Source organism: Jannaschia faecimaris, assembly GCF_900107415.1.
In the GTDB taxonomy this organism is placed as follows: Bacteria; Pseudomonadota; Alphaproteobacteria; order Rhodobacterales; family Rhodobacteraceae; genus Jannaschia; species Jannaschia faecimaris.
Genome location: NZ_FNPX01000002.1, coordinates 140,891 through 162,871, shown reverse-complemented (window position 1 = coordinate 162,871; position 21,981 = coordinate 140,891). Strand labels below are relative to the sequence as shown.

Annotated in this window: 21 protein-coding genes and 1 riboswitch; of the genes, 7 read left to right on the top strand and 14 right to left on the bottom strand. The window is 65.7% G+C overall.

Features of this window, described 5'->3' with window-relative positions; all coding sequences use genetic code 11:
* The first annotated feature begins 138 nt into the window (after positions 1 to 138).
* Positions 139 to 441 carry a hypothetical protein gene (locus tag BLV27_RS03605; RefSeq protein WP_092642533.1) on the top strand — a complete coding sequence of 101 codons (303 nt, stop codon included), beginning with the start codon at positions 139 to 141 and terminating at the stop codon, positions 439 to 441.
* Between the two features lie 24 nt (positions 442 to 465).
* Here the strand turns inward: BLV27_RS03605 and BLV27_RS03600 are convergent, their stop codons facing one another.
* A complete protein-coding gene (locus tag BLV27_RS03600; RefSeq protein WP_092642530.1) occupies positions 466 to 897 on the bottom strand; it encodes a hypothetical protein in 432 nt (143 codons plus the stop codon).
* A 165-nt stretch (positions 898 to 1,062) separates the two neighbouring features.
* Here BLV27_RS03600 and BLV27_RS19270 point away from each other — a divergent pair, with 165 nt between their 5' ends.
* A complete protein-coding gene (locus tag BLV27_RS19270; protein ID WP_170831340.1) occupies positions 1,063 to 1,239 on the top strand; it encodes a hypothetical protein in 177 nt (58 codons plus the stop codon).
* Positions 1,240 to 1,254: 15 nt separating this feature from the next.
* Here BLV27_RS19270 and cobN read toward each other — a convergent pair whose 3' ends face one another.
* The gene (cobN, locus tag BLV27_RS03595; RefSeq protein ID WP_092642527.1) at positions 1,255 to 4,941 is read right to left on the bottom strand and encodes a cobaltochelatase subunit CobN; all 3,687 of its coding nucleotides are present in this window, start codon (positions 4,939 to 4,941) and stop codon (positions 1,255 to 1,257) included.
* An 84-nt stretch (positions 4,942 to 5,025) separates the two neighbouring features.
* Here cobN and BLV27_RS03590 point away from each other — a divergent pair, with 84 nt between their 5' ends.
* Positions 5,026 to 5,925, top strand: coding sequence for a pseudouridine-5'-phosphate glycosidase (locus BLV27_RS03590; protein ID WP_092642524.1), 900 nt, complete (start codon positions 5,026 to 5,028; stop codon positions 5,923 to 5,925).
* A gap of 26 nt (positions 5,926 to 5,951) precedes the next feature.
* Here the strand turns inward: BLV27_RS03590 and BLV27_RS03585 are convergent, their stop codons facing one another.
* From BLV27_RS03585 to BLV27_RS03575, 3 genes are all read right to left on the bottom strand, one after another.
* The gene (locus BLV27_RS03585; RefSeq protein ID WP_092642521.1) at positions 5,952 to 6,416 is read right to left on the bottom strand and encodes a GNAT family N-acetyltransferase; all 465 of its coding nucleotides are present in this window, start codon (positions 6,414 to 6,416) and stop codon (positions 5,952 to 5,954) included.
* A complete protein-coding gene (cobW, locus tag BLV27_RS03580) occupies positions 6,413 to 7,471 on the bottom strand; it encodes a cobalamin biosynthesis protein CobW (protein ID WP_092642518.1) in 1,059 nt (352 codons plus the stop codon). The genes BLV27_RS03585 and cobW overlap by 4 nt, the downstream gene beginning before the upstream one ends.
* A 63-nt stretch (positions 7,472 to 7,534) precedes the next feature.
* A complete protein-coding gene (locus BLV27_RS03575; protein WP_092642515.1) occupies positions 7,535 to 8,179 on the bottom strand; it encodes a HupE/UreJ family protein in 645 nt (214 codons plus the stop codon).
* A gap of 110 nt (positions 8,180 to 8,289) precedes the next feature.
* Positions 8,290 to 8,514, bottom strand: a riboswitch (cobalamin riboswitch).
* 219 nt (positions 8,515 to 8,733) lie between these two features.
* Between BLV27_RS03575 and smc the strand changes: the two genes are divergently transcribed.
* The 3 genes from smc (at position 8,734) to BLV27_RS03560 (ending at position 13,571) form a co-directional block, all read left to right on the top strand.
* The gene (gene smc / locus BLV27_RS03570) at positions 8,734 to 12,195 is read left to right on the top strand and encodes a chromosome segregation protein SMC (RefSeq protein ID WP_092642512.1); all 3,462 of its coding nucleotides are present in this window, start codon (positions 8,734 to 8,736) and stop codon (positions 12,193 to 12,195) included.
* A gap of 93 nt (positions 12,196 to 12,288) precedes the next feature.
* The gene (locus BLV27_RS03565) at positions 12,289 to 12,753 is read left to right on the top strand and encodes a YbjN domain-containing protein (RefSeq protein WP_092642509.1); all 465 of its coding nucleotides are present in this window, start codon (positions 12,289 to 12,291) and stop codon (positions 12,751 to 12,753) included.
* 41 nt (positions 12,754 to 12,794) lie between these two features.
* Positions 12,795 to 13,571 carry a transglutaminase-like domain-containing protein gene (locus BLV27_RS03560; RefSeq protein ID WP_092642985.1) on the top strand — a complete coding sequence of 259 codons (777 nt, stop codon included), beginning with the start codon at positions 12,795 to 12,797 and terminating at the stop codon, positions 13,569 to 13,571.
* On the opposite strand, the gene BLV27_RS03555 is transcribed toward BLV27_RS03560, so the two are convergent.
* Genes BLV27_RS03555 through BLV27_RS03540 form a run of 4 tightly spaced genes read right to left on the bottom strand, consistent with a single transcriptional unit; the run spans position 13,568 to position 16,980 of the window.
* Entirely contained in the window at positions 13,568 to 14,731 is a 1,164-nt protein-coding gene (locus BLV27_RS03555; RefSeq protein ID WP_092642506.1) for a lytic murein transglycosylase, read from the bottom strand. The genes BLV27_RS03560 and BLV27_RS03555 overlap by 4 nt on opposite strands.
* A gap of 11 nt (positions 14,732 to 14,742) precedes the next feature.
* Positions 14,743 to 15,684 (bottom strand): adenosylcobinamide-phosphate synthase CbiB, encoded by a 942-nt coding sequence (gene cbiB, locus BLV27_RS03550; protein ID WP_092642503.1) that lies wholly within the window; start codon positions 15,682 to 15,684, stop codon positions 14,743 to 14,745.
* Positions 15,681 to 16,610 carry a threonine-phosphate decarboxylase gene (locus tag BLV27_RS03545; RefSeq protein WP_092642500.1) on the bottom strand — a complete coding sequence of 310 codons (930 nt, stop codon included), beginning with the start codon at positions 16,608 to 16,610 and terminating at the stop codon, positions 15,681 to 15,683. The genes cbiB and BLV27_RS03545 overlap by 4 nt, the downstream gene beginning before the upstream one ends.
* A 4-nt stretch (positions 16,611 to 16,614) precedes the next feature.
* Positions 16,615 to 16,980 (bottom strand): DUF1636 family protein, encoded by a 366-nt coding sequence (locus tag BLV27_RS03540; protein WP_092642497.1) that lies wholly within the window; start codon positions 16,978 to 16,980, stop codon positions 16,615 to 16,617.
* Between the two features lie 181 nt (positions 16,981 to 17,161).
* Between BLV27_RS03540 and BLV27_RS03535 the strand changes: the two genes are divergently transcribed.
* Positions 17,162 to 17,560, top strand: coding sequence for a hypothetical protein (locus BLV27_RS03535; protein ID WP_139176548.1), 399 nt, complete (start codon positions 17,162 to 17,164; stop codon positions 17,558 to 17,560).
* A 7-nt stretch (positions 17,561 to 17,567) separates the two neighbouring features.
* Here BLV27_RS03535 and BLV27_RS03530 read toward each other — a convergent pair whose 3' ends face one another.
* The 5 genes from BLV27_RS03530 to argH form a co-directional block, all read right to left on the bottom strand.
* Entirely contained in the window at positions 17,568 to 18,566 is a 999-nt protein-coding gene (locus BLV27_RS03530) for a glutathione S-transferase family protein (protein WP_092642491.1), read from the bottom strand.
* 102 nt (positions 18,567 to 18,668) lie between these two features.
* Positions 18,669 to 19,631 carry a hypothetical protein gene (locus tag BLV27_RS03525; RefSeq protein ID WP_092642982.1) on the bottom strand — a complete coding sequence of 321 codons (963 nt, stop codon included), beginning with the start codon at positions 19,629 to 19,631 and terminating at the stop codon, positions 18,669 to 18,671.
* A gap of 166 nt (positions 19,632 to 19,797) precedes the next feature.
* Complete coding sequence (gene greA, locus BLV27_RS03520) at positions 19,798 to 20,268, bottom strand: transcription elongation factor GreA (RefSeq protein ID WP_092642488.1); 471 nt, start codon at positions 20,266 to 20,268, stop codon at positions 19,798 to 19,800.
* A gap of 158 nt (positions 20,269 to 20,426) precedes the next feature.
* Positions 20,427 to 20,579, bottom strand: a complete 153-nt coding sequence (locus tag BLV27_RS18990) for an argininosuccinate lyase (RefSeq protein ID WP_139176547.1) — start codon at positions 20,577 to 20,579, stop codon at positions 20,427 to 20,429.
* Positions 20,576 to 21,976 carry an argininosuccinate lyase gene (gene argH, locus BLV27_RS03515; protein WP_092642485.1) on the bottom strand — a complete coding sequence of 467 codons (1,401 nt, stop codon included), beginning with the start codon at positions 21,974 to 21,976 and terminating at the stop codon, positions 20,576 to 20,578. Before argH ends, BLV27_RS18990 begins: the two co-directional genes overlap by 4 nt.
* Between the last annotated feature and the right edge of the window lie 5 nt (positions 21,977 to 21,981).

The window sequence follows — 21,981 nt, the reverse complement described above, 5'->3', positions numbered from 1 at the left end:
GGGCCCGCGTCAAGGCGGGGCGGGGCGAGCGGAATTCGGGGGGTGATCCGCGTCGGACCCACGTCGGATATGCGTCCGACGTAACAGGGGCACGTCTATTAAGTGTATGTTAACTAATGCGAAGGCCATAATCGGGCAATGGATATCCGATTCCTGCTTCTCGTCCCGATCTCGTTGACGGCCTGCAACATGGCGCACCCGCTCGACGGTCTTGACCGCAGCGGCACCGCCAGTGCGGGCGGGCATGACTTCCGGGTGAATTATAACCTTGAAACCGCACAGGCGACACGCACCAATCCGACATGGCGTCCCGAATTGGCGGAGGTGATGCTGGCCGCGATGCAGGCCACCGAGGAGGTGACCGGCTGTGCCGTAAAACCCGGCACTGCATTGGGCGACATCGCGCTGGTGAACATGTCTTTGGATTGCCGCGTGAAGTGAAGGGCATGAAGTGAAGGGGCCGCGTCAGGCCCAGTGTCCGACCTCCGGTTCTGCGCGAACCATCTGGATTTCGCCAAAGGCCGGTGCGCGCAGCAGTCTTTTCTTCCAGGGCATATAAAGGGCCAGCGTCAACCCCGTCCGATGTTCGGCCAGAACCTTGATCGCAGGCTCTTGGTTCGCGCCGATGAAGACGCTCTCGCTGACGGCAACGGCGCGGGTGGCGGCGACGGCCGTGGATTGCCGGAGACCCTCGTGCAGAAGCGGCAAAACCTCTTCCGAAGTGGTCATGTCGTTTGCGGGCATCCCGCCCACGAGTTTGACGTCTCCTTCTGCGCCGAGCGTCGCGCCATGGGGCAGGAAACCTCCGGACTTCGTGACAAACTCGACCGAGACGTCGAAGAGCGCGTTGATGAGCGGATGCATCTCGGTCAGGGTCTGCTTTTCTTCTTCGGTCATGATCTCTCTTGATTGATCCGCGGTTGCGCGGTCAGAAGTCGGTTTAAATTGAAAAATTTAGACGTCAAGCACATGATTCTGTGCTCTCGGAGGCCCGGGATTGATCGCTGGATAAGGGCAACAACCCGGGTGACAGGACCAATGGAAAACGGGTAGGGGTGAGCCATGAAACAGGTACCCAAGAAGACGACCGACGACGATCTGATCCAAGCGTTCCTGAAGAAGGGCGGCGAGGTCAAGAAGGGCAAGACGAAGCCTCCCAAGCCCGAGCTGGGCCTGAGCAACAACGCCTGGAACGCGAAGCTGACCAAGGAAGAGAAAGCCGCGCGCGACAAGAAGTGATGGCGGGATGCGGTCCTAGGGCCGTCTGAGCCGCTCCACCAACCCGCGCATGGAATTGGACCGTGGTGTCCAAAGGCCGCGGTCGATGGCTTCCTGCAACCGGTCCGCGATATCGGCGAGGGCCGGGGCGTTGGCCTCGGCGATGAATTCCCGCGTATCTTCATCCTCCAGCACGGCCTGCGCCACGAGGTCGAAATGGTGGTCGCGGACGGCACCGGTCGTGGCGGCGAAGGCAAACAGGTAGTCGACCGTGGCGGCGATTTCGAACGCCCCTTTGTAGCCGTGGCGTTTGACGCCTTCGATCCATTTGGGGTTCACAACGCGCGACCGGACCACGCGGCCGATCTCGTCCTCCAGCGTGCGAATGACGGGGCGTTCGGGGCGGGAGTGGTCGTTGTGATACACGGGGCGCTTGGCACCCTGAAGCATCTCGACTGCGGCGGCGGCCCCGCCTTCGAATTGGTAGTAGTCATCCGAGTCGAGCAGGTCATGTTCGCGGTTGTCCTGGTTCTGGACAATGGCATCCACTTGACCCAGACGCTGGCGCAACCCGTCGTGGTCAGCGGTGCCTTCGCCAGCACCGTAGGCATACCCACCCCATTCCACATAGGCGCGCCCCAGATCGGCGGTGTCGGCCCAGAGCTTCTCGTCGATCATTGCTTGCAGTCCTGCGCCATAGGCACCCGGCTTGGAGCCATAGACGCGGGAGGGGTTTTCACCGGCGCGGAAACGGTCCGCTGCGGGATTTTCCGCCGTCGTCTCGTCCAGCGCCTGAACGGCACGGGCTGCCGCGTCGACCAACGCCATCTGCTGCGGAAAGGCGTCGCGGAAAAACCCGGAGACGCGCAGGGTCACGTCCACGCGGGGGCGGCCCAACGCGGTGGAGGGAATGATCTCGAACCCCACAACACGGCGGTTGGCTGCATCCCATCGTGGTTTCACGCCCATCAGCGCCAGCGCTTGGGCGATATCGTCGCCGCCGGTTCGCATGTTGGCGGTGCCCCAGGCGGTGACCAGCATCGTGCGGGGCCAGTCGCCATGGTCCTGAAGGTGCCGGTCGATCAGGAGCGACGCGCTCTTCCAGCCGAGTTTCCAGGCGGTGGGCGTGGGGACGGCGCGGCTGTCGATGGAGTAGAAGTTGCGCCCGGTTGGCAAGACATCGGGCCGGCCCCGCGTCGGCGCGCCGGAGGGCGCAGGGGCGACGAAGCGGCCCGCGAGGCCGGTGAGGAGGCCCTTTCCCTCTGCTGGGCCGCAGGCGCGCAGACTGGGCAGGATTTCTGCGTGGACCGCCTTCAGCACGGGGGCGGTGTGGTTCATGTGTGCGGGAGTCTCGGCCCATTGGACGGCAAGGACGGCCAGCGCCTCCAACCGCTCGACCGTGTCGCCGTTGCTGCGCCATGGATCGGCGCTGACGGCGTTCAGGAACTTGTGGCGTGGCCCGGAGTAGGGTGCCGCCATGTCGCAATCAAGCGGGTCGATGTCGACACCGCAATCCATCGCCAGGGCCCGGATCAGGGAGGCTTGACCGGGGGCATCGCCGCGCGGCAGGCGGGTCAGGGCGATCAGCAGGTTCCGCTCCAACTCGCCAGCGGGCGATTGGCCGAAGATATGCAGACCGTCGCGGATCTGCGCCTCCTTCAGGTCGCAGAGGTAGGCGTCGAGCTTGGCCAGGTCGCTTTCATCGCCAGAAAAGCCCGCGTCGATGTCGAGGCCGGTGACCGAGGCGAGCGACAGGATCTCCTGTCGCAGCAGGTCGATGCGGCGCGGGTCGACGCCGGCGGCCTCGTAGTATTCATCGACCAGCGCCTCCAGGTCGCGCATGGGGCCATAGGATTCGGCGCGCGTCAGGGGCGGGGTCAGATGGTCGATGATGACGGCCTGCGCCCGACGCTTGGCCTGCGTGCCCTCGCCCGGATCGTTGACGATGAACGGGTAGAGATGCGGCAGCGGGCCAAGCGCGATTTCGGGCCAGTCGGTGTCACCCAGGGCCACGGCGCGGCCCGGCAGCCATTCCAGGTTGCCGTGCTTGCCCATGTGGACGACCGCATTTGCGCCCCAGCCGCGCAGCCAAGCGTAGAAGGCCAGGTAATTGTGCGGCGGCACGAGGTCCGGGGAATGGTAGCTGTCGGTCGGATCGACGTTGTAGCCGCGCGCCGGTTGCAGCGCGACGACGACATTGCCGAAGCGATGGATCGAAAGAGCAAAGGCACCGCCGTTCCCGGCGGAGGAATCGAGTATTTGGGAAGCAGAGAAGAACGGGTCATCCGTGGGCTGGCCCCAGCGGTCTTCGATCTGCTGTCGGGCCTTGAGCGGGAGGGTCGCGTAGAAGGCGGTGTAGTCGGCAAGCGAGAGGCGTTCGCCACCCTTGCGGTCTGCCCGGTCGGTCAGCCAGTTCGTCGGCCCCGCCATCATCTGCGCCATGAGGGCCGCGCTGTCTGCGGGAGGCGTCGTATCATAACCCGCGTCCTGCAACAGGCTTAGCACGTGGACGGTTGCGGCGGGGGTATCGAGACCCACGCCGTTGGCCAGCCGCCCGTCGCGATTGGGGTAATTGGCGAGGACGATTGCGACGCGACGCGCGGATTCGGGCGCACGGCGCAGGGCGCACCAATTGGCCATCAGGTCGGCGACAAAGGCGATGCGGTCGCCTGCCGCCTTCCATGTGGCGATGGGGCATTCTGTGGCATCGTCGAAAAAAGCCTCGCCCTTGAAGCCCACGGCGCGGGTCAGGACACGGCCGTCGAGTTCGGGCAGCGAGACGTTCATCGCGATGTCGCGCGCCGACAGCCCGGTCAGCCCCTCGTCCCACGCCTGTTCGGTGCCGCCCGACAGCACGGCCTGGAACACCGGGGCCCCATTGGCGAAGGACGCGGCAAGCGGGTTTGCCGGAGGGTCGCCGACCGCGAAGGAAGTGAGGTTCACGATCGCTTCTGGCGGGGCATCGGTAAACAGGCTTTCCAGCGTGGCCTGACTGACCGGATCCTTGAGCGAGGCGACGAAGACGGGCATCGGGTTAAGACCCTTGCGTAGCAGCGCCTTGACCATGCGGTTCACCGGGTTGAGCCCGGCCCCTTGCAACAGCGCGCGATAGAAGATGACGGGAACGGTGGGAGCCCCGTCGGTCCACTCGTGCCGCATATCGGTCAGTGTCGTTTCAGTTTGACCGGGCCAGTAGAGCCCCGCACGCAGCAGGGGGCGGGCGGGGGCCGGGCGGTCGGTGCCATCAATCATCGCGCGGGCATGCGCCATGAATGTGGTTGCGTTCTGCGGCCCGCCTTCGACGAGGCAGGACCAAAGCGCGTCGTAGTCGGCATCCGGCACGGTCGAGAGTTCGCGCAGTTCGGCGTCCGGCTTGTCGTCGCCGGGCAGGGCGGCAAAGGGCACGCCGGCTTCGTGCAGGCGGGCGGCGTATTGTTCCAGCCCATAGGTCCAGTAGCCGCGCCCTCCTAGGATGCGCGCGACGACGAGTTTCGATTTCGTGGCGCAGGCATCAAGGTGCAGATCGACCGACATCGGGTGACGCAGGTGCATCAGGCTGGCCAGCCGCAGGGTCGGGGGGGTGCCCATCGTACCGCGCGCCTGCGACAAGGCCGCAAGTTCCGTATCGGCGGCGGTGATGACCACGAGGTCCGCCGGGGTCTGGCCCAGATCGACGGGTTCGCCGTCGTCGATGGCACCGGGCTGGGCGGCGAGCAGATGCATGGGCGGTCTCCTTCTTCGGGGGGTTTGCGGGAGGCAGGCAATGGGTGCAAGAGGGGCGCGAAATCACCGAAGAGGAAGACCGGGATGAGCGACGTGCTGATGAGTGACGAGGTGGCCACCGCGCTGGCGCAGGGACGCGCCGTCGTCGCGCTGGAATCGACGATCATCAGCCATGGGATGCCCTGGCCCCGGAATGCCGAGGTGGCCTTGCAGGTGGAGCGGGCCGTGCGCGATCAGGGCGCGGTGCCCGCCACGATCGCGGTGATTGACGGGCGGCTCTGCGCCGGGCTGACGCCGGACCAAGTTGAGCATCTGGCCAAGGATACGGCGGTGGTGAAGGCGGCCTCGCGCGATTTGGGGGCCTGCATGGTCAAGGGGCTGACGGCGGGGACGACCGTTTCGGCGACGATGCGGATCGCGGCGTTGGCGGGAATCGGGGTGTTTGCGACGGGCGGTATCGGCGGCGTGCACCGCGGCGACGGCATGGACGTGAGCGCGGATCTGACGGAATTGGCGATGACGGATGTGCTGGTGGTTTGCGCTGGGGTGAAGTCGATCCTCGACATTCCGCGCACGATCGAGGTGCTGGAGACGTTGCGGGTGCCTGTTGCGGTCTTGGGCGCGGATGAATTTCCTGCCTTCTACACGCCCCGGTCGGGTGTCATGGCCGGGGAGCGGTTCGACGATGCGCGGGCCATCGCTGCCACCTGGGCGGCGAACCGTTCCGTTGGTCTGGGGGCCGGAATGCTGGTGGCGAATCCGATTCCGGCGGCCCATGCGCTGGATGCAGGAGAAATCGGCGCGACGATCGACGCGGCGCTGGCGGCGGCGGAGGCCGAGGGAGTGTCGGGCAAGGACGTCACGCCGTTCCTGCTGGGCCGGTTGAACGCGGTGACGGAAGGCCGTGCCCTTGGTGCGAATATCGAGCTGGTGCTGAACAATGCGCGGCTGGCCGGTCAGATCGCCGTGGCGGCGGCGGGCTAGGGCCGGCGCGGGAGTCTTTTGAGCATTTACGAAGCAGAAAAGCTGCCCTCGGAGCGTTCGAAAAAGAGGCTGTGGGGGCTGTCGACGTAGTCGCCGAAGGGGCCGCATTCGGTGAAGCCGTGGCGGCGGTAGAGGCGGTGCGCGGCGTCGAGGCCGGTGCCCGTTTCCAGACGCAGGTTAGGCACGCCCTCGTGGATTGCCAGGTCGATCAGGTGGCGCAGGATGGCATCGGCGATGCCCTGACCCCGTGAGTCGGGGGCGGTAAACATAGATTTGACTTCGGAATAGCCGTTGCGGAGCGCGATTGCTCCGGTACCCAGCGTCCGGTCCCCGTCGGTCGCGTTGACGAACCGGATGTCCGACGCCGCGAGCGCTGCCGTGTCGAGGTAGTGGTTCGCCTCGGCCGGGAAGAGGCTTTCCAACAGCGCATAGCTTTGCGCCAGAAGGTCGGCAGGGCCCGCCGCACGAGGGTCGGCGGGCCCGATCTTCATTGCAGCGCCTGAGTGATGGCGGCGCGGTCAAGTCCCGCCTGACCGATCACCACGAGGCGCGATCCGCGCGCGTCCTCGCCCAGCGGTCGGTCGAAATAGTGATCCACGCGGGGGCCGACAGCCTGCACCGTCAGGCGCATTGGTTTGCCTTCGACCGACGCGAAGCCCTTGAGGCGCAGGATGTCGTGGCTGCGGATGACATCCGCGACCTTACTGGCGAAGGCCGCCGGGTCGGTCACTTCGGGGGCATCGACGACGAAGCTCTCGAAGGCGTCATGGCCATGTTCATGGTGGTGATCCTCGTCATGGTCTTCGTCGTCATCGTGGTGATGGTGGTGGTGATGCACTTCGTGGCGGGCGGAGATATCGTCTTCCGCACCCTGGCCTCGACCCAGCAGGACATCCGCCGGCAGCGCCCCCTGCGTGGCGGAGATGACCTGGACGCCGCCGCGGGCCTCCCCCCGTAGGCGGGCAACCAGAGCAGCGGTGGCGTTGCCCAGCAGATCGGCCTTGTTAACTACGATCATGTCGGCGCAGGCGACTTGATCGGCATAGAGCTCGGACAGGGGCGTTTCGTGGTCCAGCCCGTCATCGGCGGCGCGCTGGGCGTCGACCGCCTCGACATTCGTGGCGAAGGTGCCAGCGGCCACGGCGGGCCCGTCAAGGACCGTCACTACGCCATCGACGGTGACCTTCGTCTTGAGGCCGGGCCAGTTGAAGGCGCGGACCAGCGGTTGCGGCAGGGCTAGGCCCGACGTTTCGATCACGATGTGATCGGGTGGTGTTTCGCGCGCCAGCAGCGCCTCCATCGTGGGGATGAAGTCGTCGGCGACGGTGCAGCAGATGCAGCCGTTCGAGAGCTCCACCACGTCGTCGTCGGAGCAGGATTCGATCCCGCATCCCTTGAGGATGCCGCCATCGACGCCCAGGTCGCCGAATTCGTTGATGATGAGCGCGATGCGTCGCCCGTCGGCATTTTGTAGCAGGTGGCGGATAAGCGTGGTTTTGCCGGCCCCGAGGAAACCGGTGACGATGGTGGCGGGAATCTTGGCCATGGGGCCTCCGATAGAAAAAGGGCCGCCGCGAGAAATCGCGACGGCCCGGAACGGGTGAGGTGATCAACCGGCGAGTGCGGCGACGATGGGACCTTCCAGGATTTCGAGGCTCAGGAAAATGCCGACACCGGCGACCATGGCACCGGCCAGGCGCGCGTTGATCGACGCGGCCCCCGGCGCGGCGAGGACGCGGCGCATGGTGAACCCGGCGACGATCGCGATTGCGTACTGGATCATGGCGAGGCCGATCAGGTAGCCCGCGAAGACCGCGCCGCCGACGCCGCCTTCCTGACCCGCGATGGTGCCGCCGAAAGCGGAGCCGTGGAACAGGCCGAAGCCCGCGAACAGTGCGATGGCCATGGTCGGCGACAGCGCACGGCCCGAGGCGACGAGGAACCCGAGAACCAGCAGGGATGCGACGATCACGGTTTCAGCCATGGGCAGCGCGACACCGGCGGCCATCAGGGCGCAACCGGCAAGCATGGCCCCGACATAGGCCAGCGGAGCCCTGAGCGCCTGCCCGGTGTAAATGGCGGCAATGCCCATCAGGGCGACGAAGAACAGGTGGTCAAACCCCAGAACCGGATGACCGACACCCGAGAGCAGACCTTCGGAGAATGTCGTCATGGGAAGGCCGCCCAGCGGGTGATGGGCAAGGGCGGGCGTGGCGGCGAGCGCGGCACCGGCGGCGATCAGAAAACGTTTCATATGTGGTCCCCTTCAAGGTCCTGTCTGAAGGGGCTGTGGCGGGGAAGGCATGTGCGCGGCGGCACCTGGCTCACCCGGTCACGGAACACCCCGTCCGTTGCATCGGTCCGCCATGATGGCGGTGCAGGGCTGGTCTCCTGGCTCGCGGGTCGTGGCTTGGTGCCGCCTTCCCGGGTCCGCATGTCGGATCCAGTGGCTGTTGGCACCGCGCTCACCGCTTACAGTCGCGGGGGCGGCTGCGGCATCGGGTCCCTGTTTGGGTCCCCCTCACCGCATTCCCATTTCGTCCCCCGTTTGTGCTTTGAGCCGGAGGAACCTTGCGCCACTTTGATGCGCCCGGATGTCGCAGCGGTCAAGCGCGATTCCGCCGGGTTGCCGCCCGGTTACGACATCGGCGGGGACGTCGCCCCGCCCGTGCAACGTTTGGCAAGGATGGGGTGCGGAAACGACGCGCGCGTCGTGAATCTGGCAATATGTTGTGGATAAATGCCTGTGATGCGCCAGATACTGCGCGTGGCGCTTGACCTGTGCGGTGGGGCGGCGACACTCACCAAATGCGGTTTTCGCGCCTACGCCTGCAAGGGTTCAAATCCTTCGTGGACCCCACCGACCTTGTCATTGCTGACGGGCTGACGGGGGTCGTGGGGCCGAATGGTTGCGGCAAGTCCAACCTGCTGGAGGCGCTGCGCTGGGTCATGGGCGAGAACCGCCCGACCGCGATGCGCGGCGGCGGGATGGAGGACGTGATATTCGCCGGAGCGTCATCCCGGCCGGCGCGCAATTTCGCGGAGGTCACGCTGGCGCTCGACAACACGGAGCGGACAGCTCCTGCTGCTTTCAACGATGCGGACGCGCTGGACGTGGTGCGGCGGATCACGCGGGATGCCGGCTCGGCCTACAAGTTGAATGGCAAGGACGTGCGGGCGCGGGATGTTCAGATGCTGTTCGCCGACGCCTCGACCGGGGCGCATTCGCCCGCGCTGGTGCGGCAGGGGCAGATTTCTGAGCTTATCAATGCCAAGCCACAGAAACGGCGGCGTATTCTGGAGGAAGCGGCGGGGATATCCGGCTTGTACCAGCGGCGGCACGAGGCGGAGCTGAAGCTGAACGCGACGACAGCCAACCTCACGCGGGTCGATGACGTGGTGGAGCAGTTGGCGGCGCAACTGTCCACGCTGGCGCGACAGGCCCGGCAGGCCGCGCGGTACCGCGAGATCGGGGCGCAGTTGCGCCATGCAGAGGGCCTGCTGCTGTATCGGCGGTGGCGCGAGGCAGAAGAAGCGCGGGCGGCGGCGGCGGCTACGTTGCAGGCCCGTCTGACCGAAGCGGCGACGGCGGAGCGTGCGGCGGTGCAGGCCGAACAGGCGCGGGTCCGGGCCGAAGAGGCAATGCCCCCTCTGCGCGAGGAAGAGGCCGTCGCGGGTGCGGTGTTGCAGCGTCTGACGGTGCAGAGAGATACCTTGGCTGAGCGCGAAGCGCAGGCGCGGGATGCGATTCGTGCGCTGGAATCACGAATTGCCCAGCTTGCCGCCGATGCGGAGCGGGAAGAGACGCTCAATCGTGATGCGGGTGACACGATCGCGCGGCTGTCTGCGGAACAGGTGGAACTGACGGCGGCAAACGCAGGACAGGATGCGGCGCTGGCCGAAGCGCAGGCGGCGGCGCTGGAGGCGGCATCGGTTTTGGCGACACGGGAGGAGGAACTCTCGACGTTGACCGAGGATCTGGCGCGCCTGTCCGCGCGGCATCAGTCGGTCCTGCGGATGGCGCAGGATGCGGACGCACGTCTGACCAAGGTCCAGGCGCAGGCCGCTGCGGCCCGCGATCAGGTCGAGACTGCGCGCCGCACCCTTGCGGAAGTGGACGCGCAAGCGGCGGAGGCCACGGCCGCGCAGGCCCGTGCGCAGGACGCGGCGACAGCGGCGGAGGCGGCGACCGTCGCAGCGGAAGCGGCGCGGGAGGAGGCGCAGGACGCAGAGGGGCGTGCGCGGACCGAACGGGCCGAGGCCGAGGGTGTCGCGAATACGCTGGGCGCGGAGGCGACGGCGCTGGCCAAGCTGCTGACCCGTGACACGGGCGAAGGGGAACCCCTGCTGGACCGCGTGACCGTTGCACCGGGGTTCGAGGCGGCGCTGGGTGCGGCCTACGGCGACGACCTGCGCGCCTCCGAAGTGGGTGTGTCCGAGACGGAGGAGACCGGCTGGGCGCAGATGCCGCCCTATGACCGCAGTCAGGGTTTGCCGGATGGGATCGACCCGCTGGCCCCCTTCGTCGAGGCACCCGAAGTGATGGGCCGGAAACTGGGTCAGATCGGGTTGGTGGACCCCGAGCAGGCCGCGCAGATGCAGCCGCGATTGCTTCCGGGACAGGTCTTGGTGTCGACCGACGGCGACCTTTGGCGTTGGGACGGGTATCGCGTCTCGGCGGATGCCGCGCCTTCGTCCGCCGCGTTGCGCCTTCAGCAGGTGAACCGACTGGCCTCGCTCCGGCAGGACCTGGAGGAGGCATCCGCGAGGGCGGAGGGGACAAAGGCGGCGCATGAGGCGCTGCTGCTAACCCTGTCGCGGCGCAAGGCGGCGGAAGCCGAGGCGCGCGAGGCGCGGCGGGACGCGGACCGCGCGTTGACCGAGGCGGGGCGTGCCTTGGCGCGGGCCGAGGGCACCAAGGGCTCGGCGGCGTCGCGGCTGGAGTCGGCGCGGATGTCCGTGTCGCGGCTTGAGGCCGAGATGCTGGAGGCGCGCGAGGCCCAGCGGGAGGCCGAGACGGCCCGGCGCGCGCTGGCCCCGATTGACGACGCGCGAGCCGCTTTGGAGACGATCCGCACCACGGTCGAAGCCGCGCGGATGGCGATGATGGCACGGCGCGCCCAAGCCGACGAGGTCAAGCGGGACGCGGAGGCCCGGACCCGGCGCATGACGCAGGTGGACAAGGATCTGACGTCATGGCGGCAGCGTCTGGACAGTGCAGGCAAGCGGCTGCGTGAGTTGACGGAGCGGCGCGGCGCGTCCGAGTCGGAGTTGGAGACGGCCGGGGCGGTTCCTGAGGAGCTGGCCCAGCAGCGCGAAGACCTTACCGGAGAAATCAACCGCGCCGAGACGCGGCGGGCCAAGGCATCGGATGCGTTGGCCGAGGGGGAGACGGCGCTGCGCGCGGCAATGCAGGCCACGCGCGACGCGGAACGGCTGGCGGGGGAAGCGCGGGAGGCCCGCGCACGGGCCGAGGCGCGGATGGACGCGGCGAAGGAGACGCTCGCCTATGCCGAGGAGCGCATAGACGAGGCGCTGGAGTGCACGCCGGCGCAGCTTCTGGATGTGCTTGATCTCGATCCGGATGCGTTGCCCCCGGTTGAAAAGATCGAGGGGCAGGTGAATGCGCTGAAACGGCAGCGGGACGCGCTAGGCGCGGTAAACCTGCGCGCGGAAGAAGACGCGGCGGAGGTGCAGGGCGAGCATGACCTTCTGGTTGCCGAGAAAGCCGACCTCGAGCAGGCCGTGAGCGAGTTGCGTGCAGGCATCGCGACGCTCAACAAGGAGGGGCGGCAGCGGCTGCTGGATGCCTTTGAGACGGTGAACGACAATTTCTCGACTCTGTTCCGGCACTTGTTCCAGGGCGGGGAGGCGAAGCTGGAGCTGGTGGAGTCGGATGACCCGCTGGAGGCCGGGTTGGAGATCATGTGCCAGCCGCCGGGCAAGAAGCTCTCCACGCTCAGCCTGTTGTCAGGTGGGGAGCAGACGCTGACGGCGCTGGCGCTGATCTTTGCCGTGTTCTTGGCGAACCCAGCGCCGATCTGCGTGCTGGACGAGGTGGATGCCCCGCTGGACGACGCGAACGTCACGCGTTTCTGCGACATGCTGGACGAGATGACGCGCCGCACGAACACGCGCTTCCTGATCATCACACACCACGCCGTCACCATGGCGCGGATGGATCGCCTGTTCGGCGTGACGATGGTGGAGCAGGGCGTCAGTCAGCTGGTGTCGGTGGACCTCAAGAAGGCTGCGGCCCTTGTCGCTTGAAGCGGAGCCGAGGGCCTGGAAAACATACCGGAAGCGGTTGACCCGAAAGGGGGTGCCGGGCCACGCTGGGCCATCACGAACGGGGGTATTCTCATGAAACGCATTGTTCTCGCCGCCGTCCTGGCATGTACCGCTCAGGCCGCGATGGCGCAGGACAACGTTTCCGCGGCCGACCCCGAAGGCGTGATGCGCGCCATGCAGGAGGAGGGCTACCTGACCAAGATGGGCCTGGATGACGTGGGCGATCCGAAGATCAGCTCCAAGGTGTTAGAGTCGAATTTCTCGGTCTTCTTTTACGGGTGCAACAACGGCACGCAGTGCACCTCGGTTCAGTTTTCGTCCGGCTATGATCTTGATATCCCGATGAACGCGAAGCGGATCAACGACTGGAACCGGGAAAACCGCTTTGCCCGCGCCTTCGTCGACGACGAGGGCGATCCGTTCATCCGCATGGACGTCGTTCTGGCGGGGGACGGAAACAGCGTCGGCAGCTTTTCCTACAACCTGGATTTCTGGCGGTTGCTGATCGAGGATTTCGAGGATTTCATCGACTGGTAATCCCGGTTGGTCTTGCCGTGCCGATCGACTATGGGTCCGGCATGGAATTGAATATTCAAACACACCTTTCGTACGACTTCGCCCAACCCACCGATGTGATCTTGCAGATCGAGTTGGCACGCATTGCGGGGCAAGATATTGAAGAAGATGCTCTTTTTACCACTCCGGTAAAGGATTTCAGCCGAATTCCAGGGGAGCATGCGATCGGCGCGCGGGCCCGGATGCAGGCCGAGGGTCTGGTCGACATCACCTATCGCGCGAAGGTGGATGTCACGCGCCCCGACCCTGATCTTGCGGTTCTGACAGCCGGCGTGCCGCGCGGTCTGACGGCCGAGGCGACGTCTTTCCTGATGCCATCGCGGTATTGCCCCTCGGACGAGTTTCAGGCCTTCGTGTATGCCGAGTTCCAAGGGCTGGCAGGCGGCCCGCTGATTGCCGCGATGCGTGACTGGATCGAGGAGAACTTCACTTATGATTCCGGGGCCAGCACCGCATCCACCACGGCGCGCGAAAGCTTCGTGCAGCGGCAAGGCGTGTGCCGCGACTACGCCCACGTGATGATCACGTTCGCGCGCGCCGCAGGCATACCGGCACGGATGGCATCGGGCTATGCCCCCGACGTCGATCCGCCCGATTTTCACGCGGTGGCGGAGGTCTGGCTCTCCGATGCATGGCACTTTGTTGACGCGACAGGCATGGCCAAGGCCAGCGAAATCGCAGTCATCGGTGTGGGGCGCGACGCGGCGGATGTGTCGTTCCTGGCGTCTTTCGGGTTGGCCGAATTGAATGCGCAGTCCGTCAAGGTGACCCTAAGTTAAAGCGCGTCCAGCAGCGCGCGGGTTGGCCAGGCATCTGCGGGCAGGCCGAGGCGCACCTGTTCCGCTTGCACCGCGCGGCGGGTGTTGCGGCCAAGGATGCCGTCCACGGCACCCACGTCATGACCCCGGTCTGCCAACTTCTGTTGCAGGGTTTTCATTTGCGCCTCGGTCAGAGTCGCCGGGGGCGGGCCTGCGTCAAAAACCGGCGCACCCGAAAGCCGGGTCGCAAAGTAGGCGGCGGTTGTGACGTAGACGAAGCTCTGGTTCCAGTCGAACAGGATTTCGTAGTTGTGGAACGCGAGAAACGCAGGGCCACCGCGCCCCTGGGGCAGGATGAGTGACGCGGGCAGGTCCGCCGCCGCCGCGCCACCGCGCAGCGTCACGCCATCGGCCAGCCAGTCGGAGACAGGACGCTTGGTATCAAGTCCGGATTGCGCCCAGTTCAGCGTGGCCGGCACTTCCACTTCGACCAGCCAGGGCTCACCGGCGCGCCAGCCGATATCGCGAAGGAACCGCGCGCCGGAATGCAGGGCGTCCGCTTCCGAGGTCTTGAGCGTGACGCGCCCGTCGCCGTCGGCATCTACACCACGTTCCAGTATATCGACGGGCAGCATCTGGACCATCCCGATCTCGCCCGCCCAAGCTCCGGTGGTGTCCAAGTCGAAGCCGCCCTGCTCGTAGAGTTCGACCGCCGCCAGAACCTGCGGGCGAAAGAGGTCGGGCCTGCGGCAGTCATAAGCCAGCGTCACCAGCGAGTTGCGCGTGTTGAAATCGCCCTGCACCGCTCCGAAGTCCGTCTCCAGCGCCCAGAAGGCCAGCAGCACGCCGCGCGGCACGCCGTATCGTTCCTCTACCGTGTCGAAAATCGAATCGCGGGAGCGGGCAAGATCGGCCCCTTTCCGCAGGCGCGCGCCGGAGATGACGCGGCGCGCAAACTCCACGAATTCCAGCCGGAAGACACCTTGATTGCGGTCGGCGCGTAAGGTTCGGTTGTCTTGGCGCACGCCGCGAAAGAAGCGATCAGTGACAACAGGGTCGCGCCCTTGCGCCATGGCCTCAGTGCGCAACCCGTCGACGAAACTGCCGAAGTTGCCGCCGCAACTGGCCTGGGCGATGGCGGGCAGGAGAAGGGCGACTGCGAGGGCGAGGGTGCGGAGCATGTATAGTCCTTTCAGAACAGGAAAACTGCGGCAAGACCGGCAAGCAGTAGGGGCAACATGTCGATCACGACCGCCAACAGCAGCGCCCCGAACCAGGTCCGCCAGAGGACACCGCAGGCCCGGTCGATATCGTCCGGTCCCGCGTCCTTGCGACCCATGGGGTTCACCCATTGGAAGTCGGTCATCTGCCCGTCGTAGGAGCGCGGCCCGGCAAGCGACAGGTCCAGCAGGGGCGCGATCGCCGCTTCGGGCCAGCCGGCGTTCGGAGAGCGGTGCTGGCGCGCATCGTTGGGCACGCGGTGCCAGTGGTACAACGCGAAATGCGTCGCCAGTATCAGCAGGGCCGTCAGCCGTGCAGGGACCCAGTTGAGCACATCGTCCAACCTTGCCGCGCCCCAGCCGAAAGCCTCGTACCGTTTGGTGCGGTAGCCGATCATGCTGTCCGCCGTGCTGACCACCTTGTAGGCCAGCATCGCGGGCAGGCCGCCGATGGCGAACCAGAATGCGGGCGCGATGACACCGTCGGACAGATTTTCGGCCGCGCTTTCGATTGCGGCGCGGGACACCCGTGGCGTGTCCATCGCGGCCGTATCGCGGCCCACGATCATAGCGACAGCAGCGCGCCCGTCCGGCAGCGACCGGCGCAGGGCATCGGCCACGGCGCGGACGTGATCGACCAGGCTGCGCTGCGCTAGCAAGATCGCGGCAAAGATGATTTCCAACAAACCGAAATCAGGGATCCACGCGATGACCCGACCGACCACCAGTGCGACCGCGACCAGTGCGACAATCAGTGCGATACCCTTGGCGCGGCGGAGGGGGCCGTTGTTGAACCGAACGTCCAGTGCGGCGATAGCATTGCCAATGACGACGGCGGGGTGTTTGACCCGTGACCAGAGCCAGTCGGGTTCGCCCAGTACGGCATCCAGGATCATGGCGAAGGGCAGAATCATCCCAGTGCCTCCTCCAGTTGGGGCCAGCGATCTGGATGTGGCAGGCCCAGCCGCAACCAGCGGTCGGAATAAGGGAAGATACGGCTCCAGATGCGGGCTTGTCCCAATCGGTCCTGCATCGCGGCGGCGTAGGTGACGTCATACAGGCGAAACAGGTCGGTGCCGCCAACGAGGCGGCCATGCGGTTCCATCAACCTGTCGAGGCGACGGGCATCTGCGGCCAGCCGTATTCGGGTTTCGACAGCCCATTCCCGGTCGGTCAGGGCCAGCGTTCCGACGCGCAGGGCCGGTCCGCTGACGGACCATGGGCCCATCGCTTCGCGCAGCGGGGCGAGCGTGTCGGTGTGACCGATCGCAAAGCCGAGGCGCAGACCGGCGAGGCCCCAGAACTTGCCGAAACTCTTGAGCACGATGACATGCTTTTCCCGCGCGAGGCTTTCCATCGTCCGGTCCGGCGTGACGTCGCCGAAACTTTCGTCGATGACGGTCAGGCCGGGCGTCACATCGCCCCGCGACCAGAGGCGTCCATCGGGGTTGTTGGGGTGCACCAGGACCCGGGTCGCGCCGCCGGGGCCGATGTCGCGGCCCGCCGCGCGGAAGGCCGCCGCGTACTCGTTGTAGGTTGGTGCGGGAATATCCACCGGACCGGGCGGCGCGATGACCGGCAGGCGGGCGATCAGGGCCGATGCCCCGTGCACAGCCAGGATTTCGGCCCCGTCAGGTACGCGCCAAAAAGCACGGGCAGCATCCAGCAGTGCGGATTGCGCATCGCGGTCGGGCAGGGCCGTCCAATCGCGCATCGTGATGGAGGGCAGCGGGTAGGGCACCGGGTTGATGCCCGTCGACAGGTCCAGCCAGTCGTCCAGGGCCCCGCCCCAGCGGGCGCGCGCAGCGTCTATACCGCCCCCATGATCGCGCGCGGCCATCGCGTCAGTCGGCCAGTGGCGGGTGACGGGTCACGAAGTGGCCCTTGATCGGCACCGGCCATTCCCGGTACGGCACGACGCCGGTTTCGGTGGCGGCATGTTTGGTCGCGTAGTCGACGATGCCCTGCGCGGCCTCCTCGGTCGCGTCGAACCGGCCCAGCGTATAGGACATCTTGCCCTGCGCCTGAAGCGTCACGTTGCACGCATTTGAGCACCCCATCAGGCACGAATGCCGCCGCGTCATCACACCCTCGGTCATGTCAGCGGCGGCTTCGATCAGGGTGGCCAGCCTTTCCCCGTCGGTTGCACCGGTCGTGCTGTCCCAATCGTCGCGCTTGCAGGTGTCGCAGATGGTGATCGTGGTGGTCATCGGGCCTCCGCCGGGGATAGATCTGGTCTGTCCAAGCGATAGACCGACACCCCCCGAGGGGCAATCGGTGGAAAACCGCAGGCGCTTGAGCTGCGTGCCGAAATTTAGAATTTATTAGGATTTTGGCGCTTGGTTGGACGCGGGAGGGGGCTCCTACGGGGTTCTTGCGAAAGGCAACATGATGATCCGTCCCGAGCCCATCGTGCTGGTCGTCGGCCAGTGCTTCGAGACAAAGAATGACTATGACATGGCGCGCAAGACCCTGTCGCGGGAGGGGATAGAAATGCTTCGAGCCGCAGATCAGCATGGAGCGGCCCTGCGGATTTGCGAGGCCGATCCGGCCGTCGTCCTGATCGACCTGACCTTAAAAGACGGCAGCCCGCTGGCTGTCGCCGATTTCTGCAACTATCGCCGCCCTGACACACGCGTCATTCTGTTGCGCGGCGGCAACCTGATGGCTGACGGATCGCTGTTCGCTCACGTGGGCAACGCCGCGGCACTGGTCTCCGATCAGATACCGACCGGCGATCTGATGGCGCTTGTCGCGTTCCATGCAGGTCGGCGTCTTACGCCCGCCTGACGCCAGGTCAGGCTGCGCTGGCGGGTGATTTTGAACCGCGCCCGTGCGGGGCGAACCAGTCGATAATCGGGTTGATCGGAATGATCCGGTTCGGGTTTATCGTATCGTGGCTGTAGTGATAGTGCCGCACGATGTGTTCCATCCCCACCGTTTCGGCGACGCCGGGCACCTGGAACAGCTCCCGCGTATGGCCCCAGAGATTGGGGTAATCGATCAGACGTTTGCGGTTGCACTTGAAGTGCAGGTGATAGACCGGGTCGAAGCGCACCATCGTGGTGAAGAGCCGCCAGTCAGCTTCGGTCAGGCGTTCCCCCGCAAGATAACGACGCTGGCCCAGCAGGTCCTCCAGCCACTCCAATGCGTCGAACAGGGTAGTGACGGCATCGTCATAGGCCTCTTGGGTGGTGGCGAAACCAGATTTGTATACGCCGTTGTTCACCTCGTCATAAACGCGGGCGTTGATTCGGTCGATTTCGGAGCGCATGTCTTCGGGATAGAAATCCTGCCGATCGCCGGTCAGCCCGTCGAAGGCCGAGTTGAACATGCGTATGATCTCGGAGGATTCGTTGGAGACGATCATGCCCTGCTCCTTGTCCCACAGAACGGGCACCGTCACCCGGCCCGAAACGTCGGGTTTCGCGCGGGTATAGATGTCGCGCATGAAGGGCAGGCCGAACAGCTTGTCACCGGTGGCACCGTGGTCGTCGGTCTCAAACGTCCAGCCGTCATTCAGCATGTCCGGATGGACCACGGAGATGTCGATCACATCCTCCAGCCCCTTGAGTTTGCGAAAAATCAGGGACCGATGCGCCCAAGGGCAAGCCAGTGAGACATAGAGGTGATATCGCCCCGCTTCAGCCTTGAAGCCGCCTTCGCCGGTCGGCCCGGCCGCGCCATCAGGCGTCACCCAGTTGCGGAAACCGGCAGTTGATCGAACGAACTTGCCGCCCGAAGATTTGGTATCATACCAGGTGTCGTGCCATGTGCCGTCGATGAGCTGTCCCATGGGGATCTCCGCATTTGATTACCTTGCGAACAAAATAAGGAGCGTGACGTGTGCATAAACTGTGGTGATCGCGCAGGGTCTGCGCGATGTCGCGCAGCTGTCTCAGTCGAACGTGCCCGCCACACGCGCACAGAGCATAAAAGCACGCGCCGTTCGGGTGTTCGCGAAAGCCGTCAGTTCCCCGTCGGTCGCCGTAGCCGCAAAGCCTGCGAAGACCTGATCGAAGGTTCGCAGGAAGTGGTGGATCGCATCGCGGAAAACGGGATCATCCTTCATGCGTCCCGATGTCAGCGCCAGGGAGGACCGATCGCGGATGCCGCCCAGGGCCGCCACATCCGCGCCGTGGGTGCCGTCGGCGAATGCGCGCCAGAGCACGGGGTCGGCGCGGTGCACGCTCAGGTCGTCCATATAGATGCCATCTTGCGCCAAAAGCGTCAGCAGATCCTGTGCCGCGGTCACGAGGCGGGCGGTATCGTGATGCTTGAGCGCGCGGCGCAGCACGTCGAAGCCTTCCTGGTCGCGCTCGTTCTCGGGAAAGTTCAATGCGCGGATGAAGTCTTCGGTCGGGAGCGGGTCGGCTTCGGGTTCGGTTTCCAGCGCCAGTGCCGGTTGCTGGGGGAGAACGAGGGGGGGCCGGGCAGGTGCAGCAAGTTCCGCGGAGGTCTCCGGCTTTTGCAGCGCGGCAAGTTCCGCGCCGAGTACAGCCTGCGCGTGGCTCACTTGTTCCAGGCGCGCGTCGATATCGCGCTTCAGGGCGTCGCTGTTCTGTTGCAGGTTGGAGATGTAGGTGGCGCGCATCGTCTCCATCGCGGCACGCATGCGGGCGCTTTCGTCGCGCATCGTCTGTGCCGTGCGCGCGGCCGATGCGGCGACCCAGACAAGGGCCAGAGGCAGAAACGCGCCCAGAATCGTGGTCACCAAGCCCATCGAATTGCCCAGTGTTGTCCGCGACTGGTCTTCGGGCAGGCCCAGGAAGAACCAAACCACCACCCCCAGCCAAATCAGCGTGAAAACGAGCGCCCCGATTTCGATCAACGTCAGGCCCGAGGAGGAAATACGGCCCATGAAGCCACCGGATCCAACGGACGTACCGTTGTCCACGGGTTGAATGGGCCGCGATTGTGCTGGGCGCAGATGCAGCCGGCTGCCCTTGGCCGGTGCCTCCACGTCGCGGAGGGGGGCGGATAGGCGACCGGTGCCTTGGGGGGGGCGGACTGGGGCGGGCACCGGGCTACTTGTAATCGACTTTTGCGACTTCATAGTCGCGGGTTCCGCCGGGGGTGCGCACCTCGACCGAGTCGCCCTCCTCCTTGCCGATCAGTGCGCGGGCCAGCGGCGACTTGATGTTAAGCAGGCCATTTTCGATATCAGCCTCCTGCTCGCCCACGATCTGGTAGGTTTTTTCTTCCTCGGTGTCCTCGTCAATCAGGGTCACGGTCGCGCCGAACTTGATGGAGCCCGACATCTTCGCCGGATCGATCACGTCGGCCAGCGAGATCAGGCCCTCAAGCTCCTTGATGCGGCCTTCGATGAAAGACTGTTTTTCGCGCGCTGAGTGGTATTCGGCGTTCTCCGACAGGTCGCCATGTTCGCGCGCCTCCGCGATGGCGCGGATGATCGCCGGGCGTTCCACCGACTTTAGCTGTTTCAGTTCCTTCTGCAGGGCTGTCAGGCCCCGCGGCGTCATGGGAAACTTTTCCATGGGTATTCTCCTGTCGGGCGTCGGTTTCCGCCCGATGCTCTGGTTGTTGACGAGAGTATCATCGGCGCGCACGGGCGCAATGGGTGCGGACCCATCCGACGCGTGACGCAACGAAGTATTGCATCCGCGTCTCAGGGCACCGGGCCTGCCGACACGGCTCAGAAGGTGCGACTGATGCCCATTTCGACGCTGCCGGAAAGGGATACACCCGTCTGTGCCGCCGCTTCGGCCTCGGCCTCTGACGGGGGCACGGGCGCGCCCTCGACGCCACAGGCGGCCAGCAGCAGAATGACGGGCAGTATTCGGATCATGCGAGTGTCTCCTTCCAGCGGGCGACCTGCGCGCGGACGTTGGCGGGGGCCGTGCCGCCGTAGGACGTACGGGATGCGACGGAATTATGCACACCCAGGACGTCGAAGACGCCTGCGGTGATCTGGTCGCTGACCGATTGCATCTGCGCCAGTGTCAAATCCGGCAAGTCGATCCCTGCATCCTCGGCCATCTTGACCAGCGCGCCGGTGGCATGGTGCGCATCGCGGAATGGCAATCCGGCCTCGCGCACGAGCCAGTCGGCCAAGTCGGTCGCCGTCGAGAAACCCGAGGAGGCGGCGGCCTCCAGGTTGTCCTTCTGGCCCGCCATGTCGCCGACCATTCCGGTCATCGCGGCCAGCGCCAGCATCAGGGAGTCGGCGGCGTCGAACACCTGTTCCTTGTCCTCCTGCATGTCCTTGGAATAGGTCAGCGGCAGGCCTTTCATCACCATCAACAGGGCCGTCTGCGCCCCGAAGATGCGCCCGATCTTGGCGCGCAGAAGTTCGGCCGCGTCGGGGTTGCGCTTTTGCGGCATGATGCTGGAGCCGGTGGACCAGCGGTCCGACAGGCGAACAAAGCGGAACTGCGCCGAGGACCAGATCACCAACTCCTCCGCCAGCCGTGACAGGTGCATCGCGCAGATTGATGCGGCCGAAAGAAATTCCAGCGCGAAATCCCGATCCGACACCGCGTCGAGCGAGTTGGCGGCGGGCCGGTCGAAGCCGAGAGTCCGGGCCGTCATGTCCCGGTCGATCGGGAAGCCGGTACCGGCCAGTGCGGCGGTGCCCAACGGGCATTCGTTCATGCGTGTGCGGGCATCCCGGAACCGGGACAGATCGCGGGCGAACATCTCGGTATAGGCCAGCATGTGGTGGCCCCAGGTGACGGGCTGCGCGGTTTGCAGGTGGGTAAAGCCGGGCATTACCCAGTCGGCCCCGATCTCGGCCTGTGCGACCAGCGCCTGCATCAGGCGGGGCAGGGCGTCGATCGCCGCGTCGCATTGATCGCGCACCCACATGCGAAAATCGAGCGCCACCTGGTCGTTGCGCGACCGCGCCGTATGCAATCGACCTGCGGCGGGGCCGACGATCTCGGTCAGGCGGGCCTCCACGTTCATGTGGATATCCTCCAACGCGGTCGAGAAGTTGAACGTCCCGTCTTCGATTTCTGACAAGACCGTGAGAAGGCCTTCCCGGATCGCCTTTGCATCCGTATCGGTAATGATACCCTGCGCGGCCAGCATCGCGGCGTGGGCCCGGCTTCCTTCGATGTCCTGCTTGGCCATGCGACGGTCGAATCCGATCGAGGCGTTGATCGCCTCCATGATCGCATCCGGGCCTTCCGCAAAACGGCCGCCCCACATCTTGTTCGAGCTGGATTCGGACGACGTCGACATGGAGT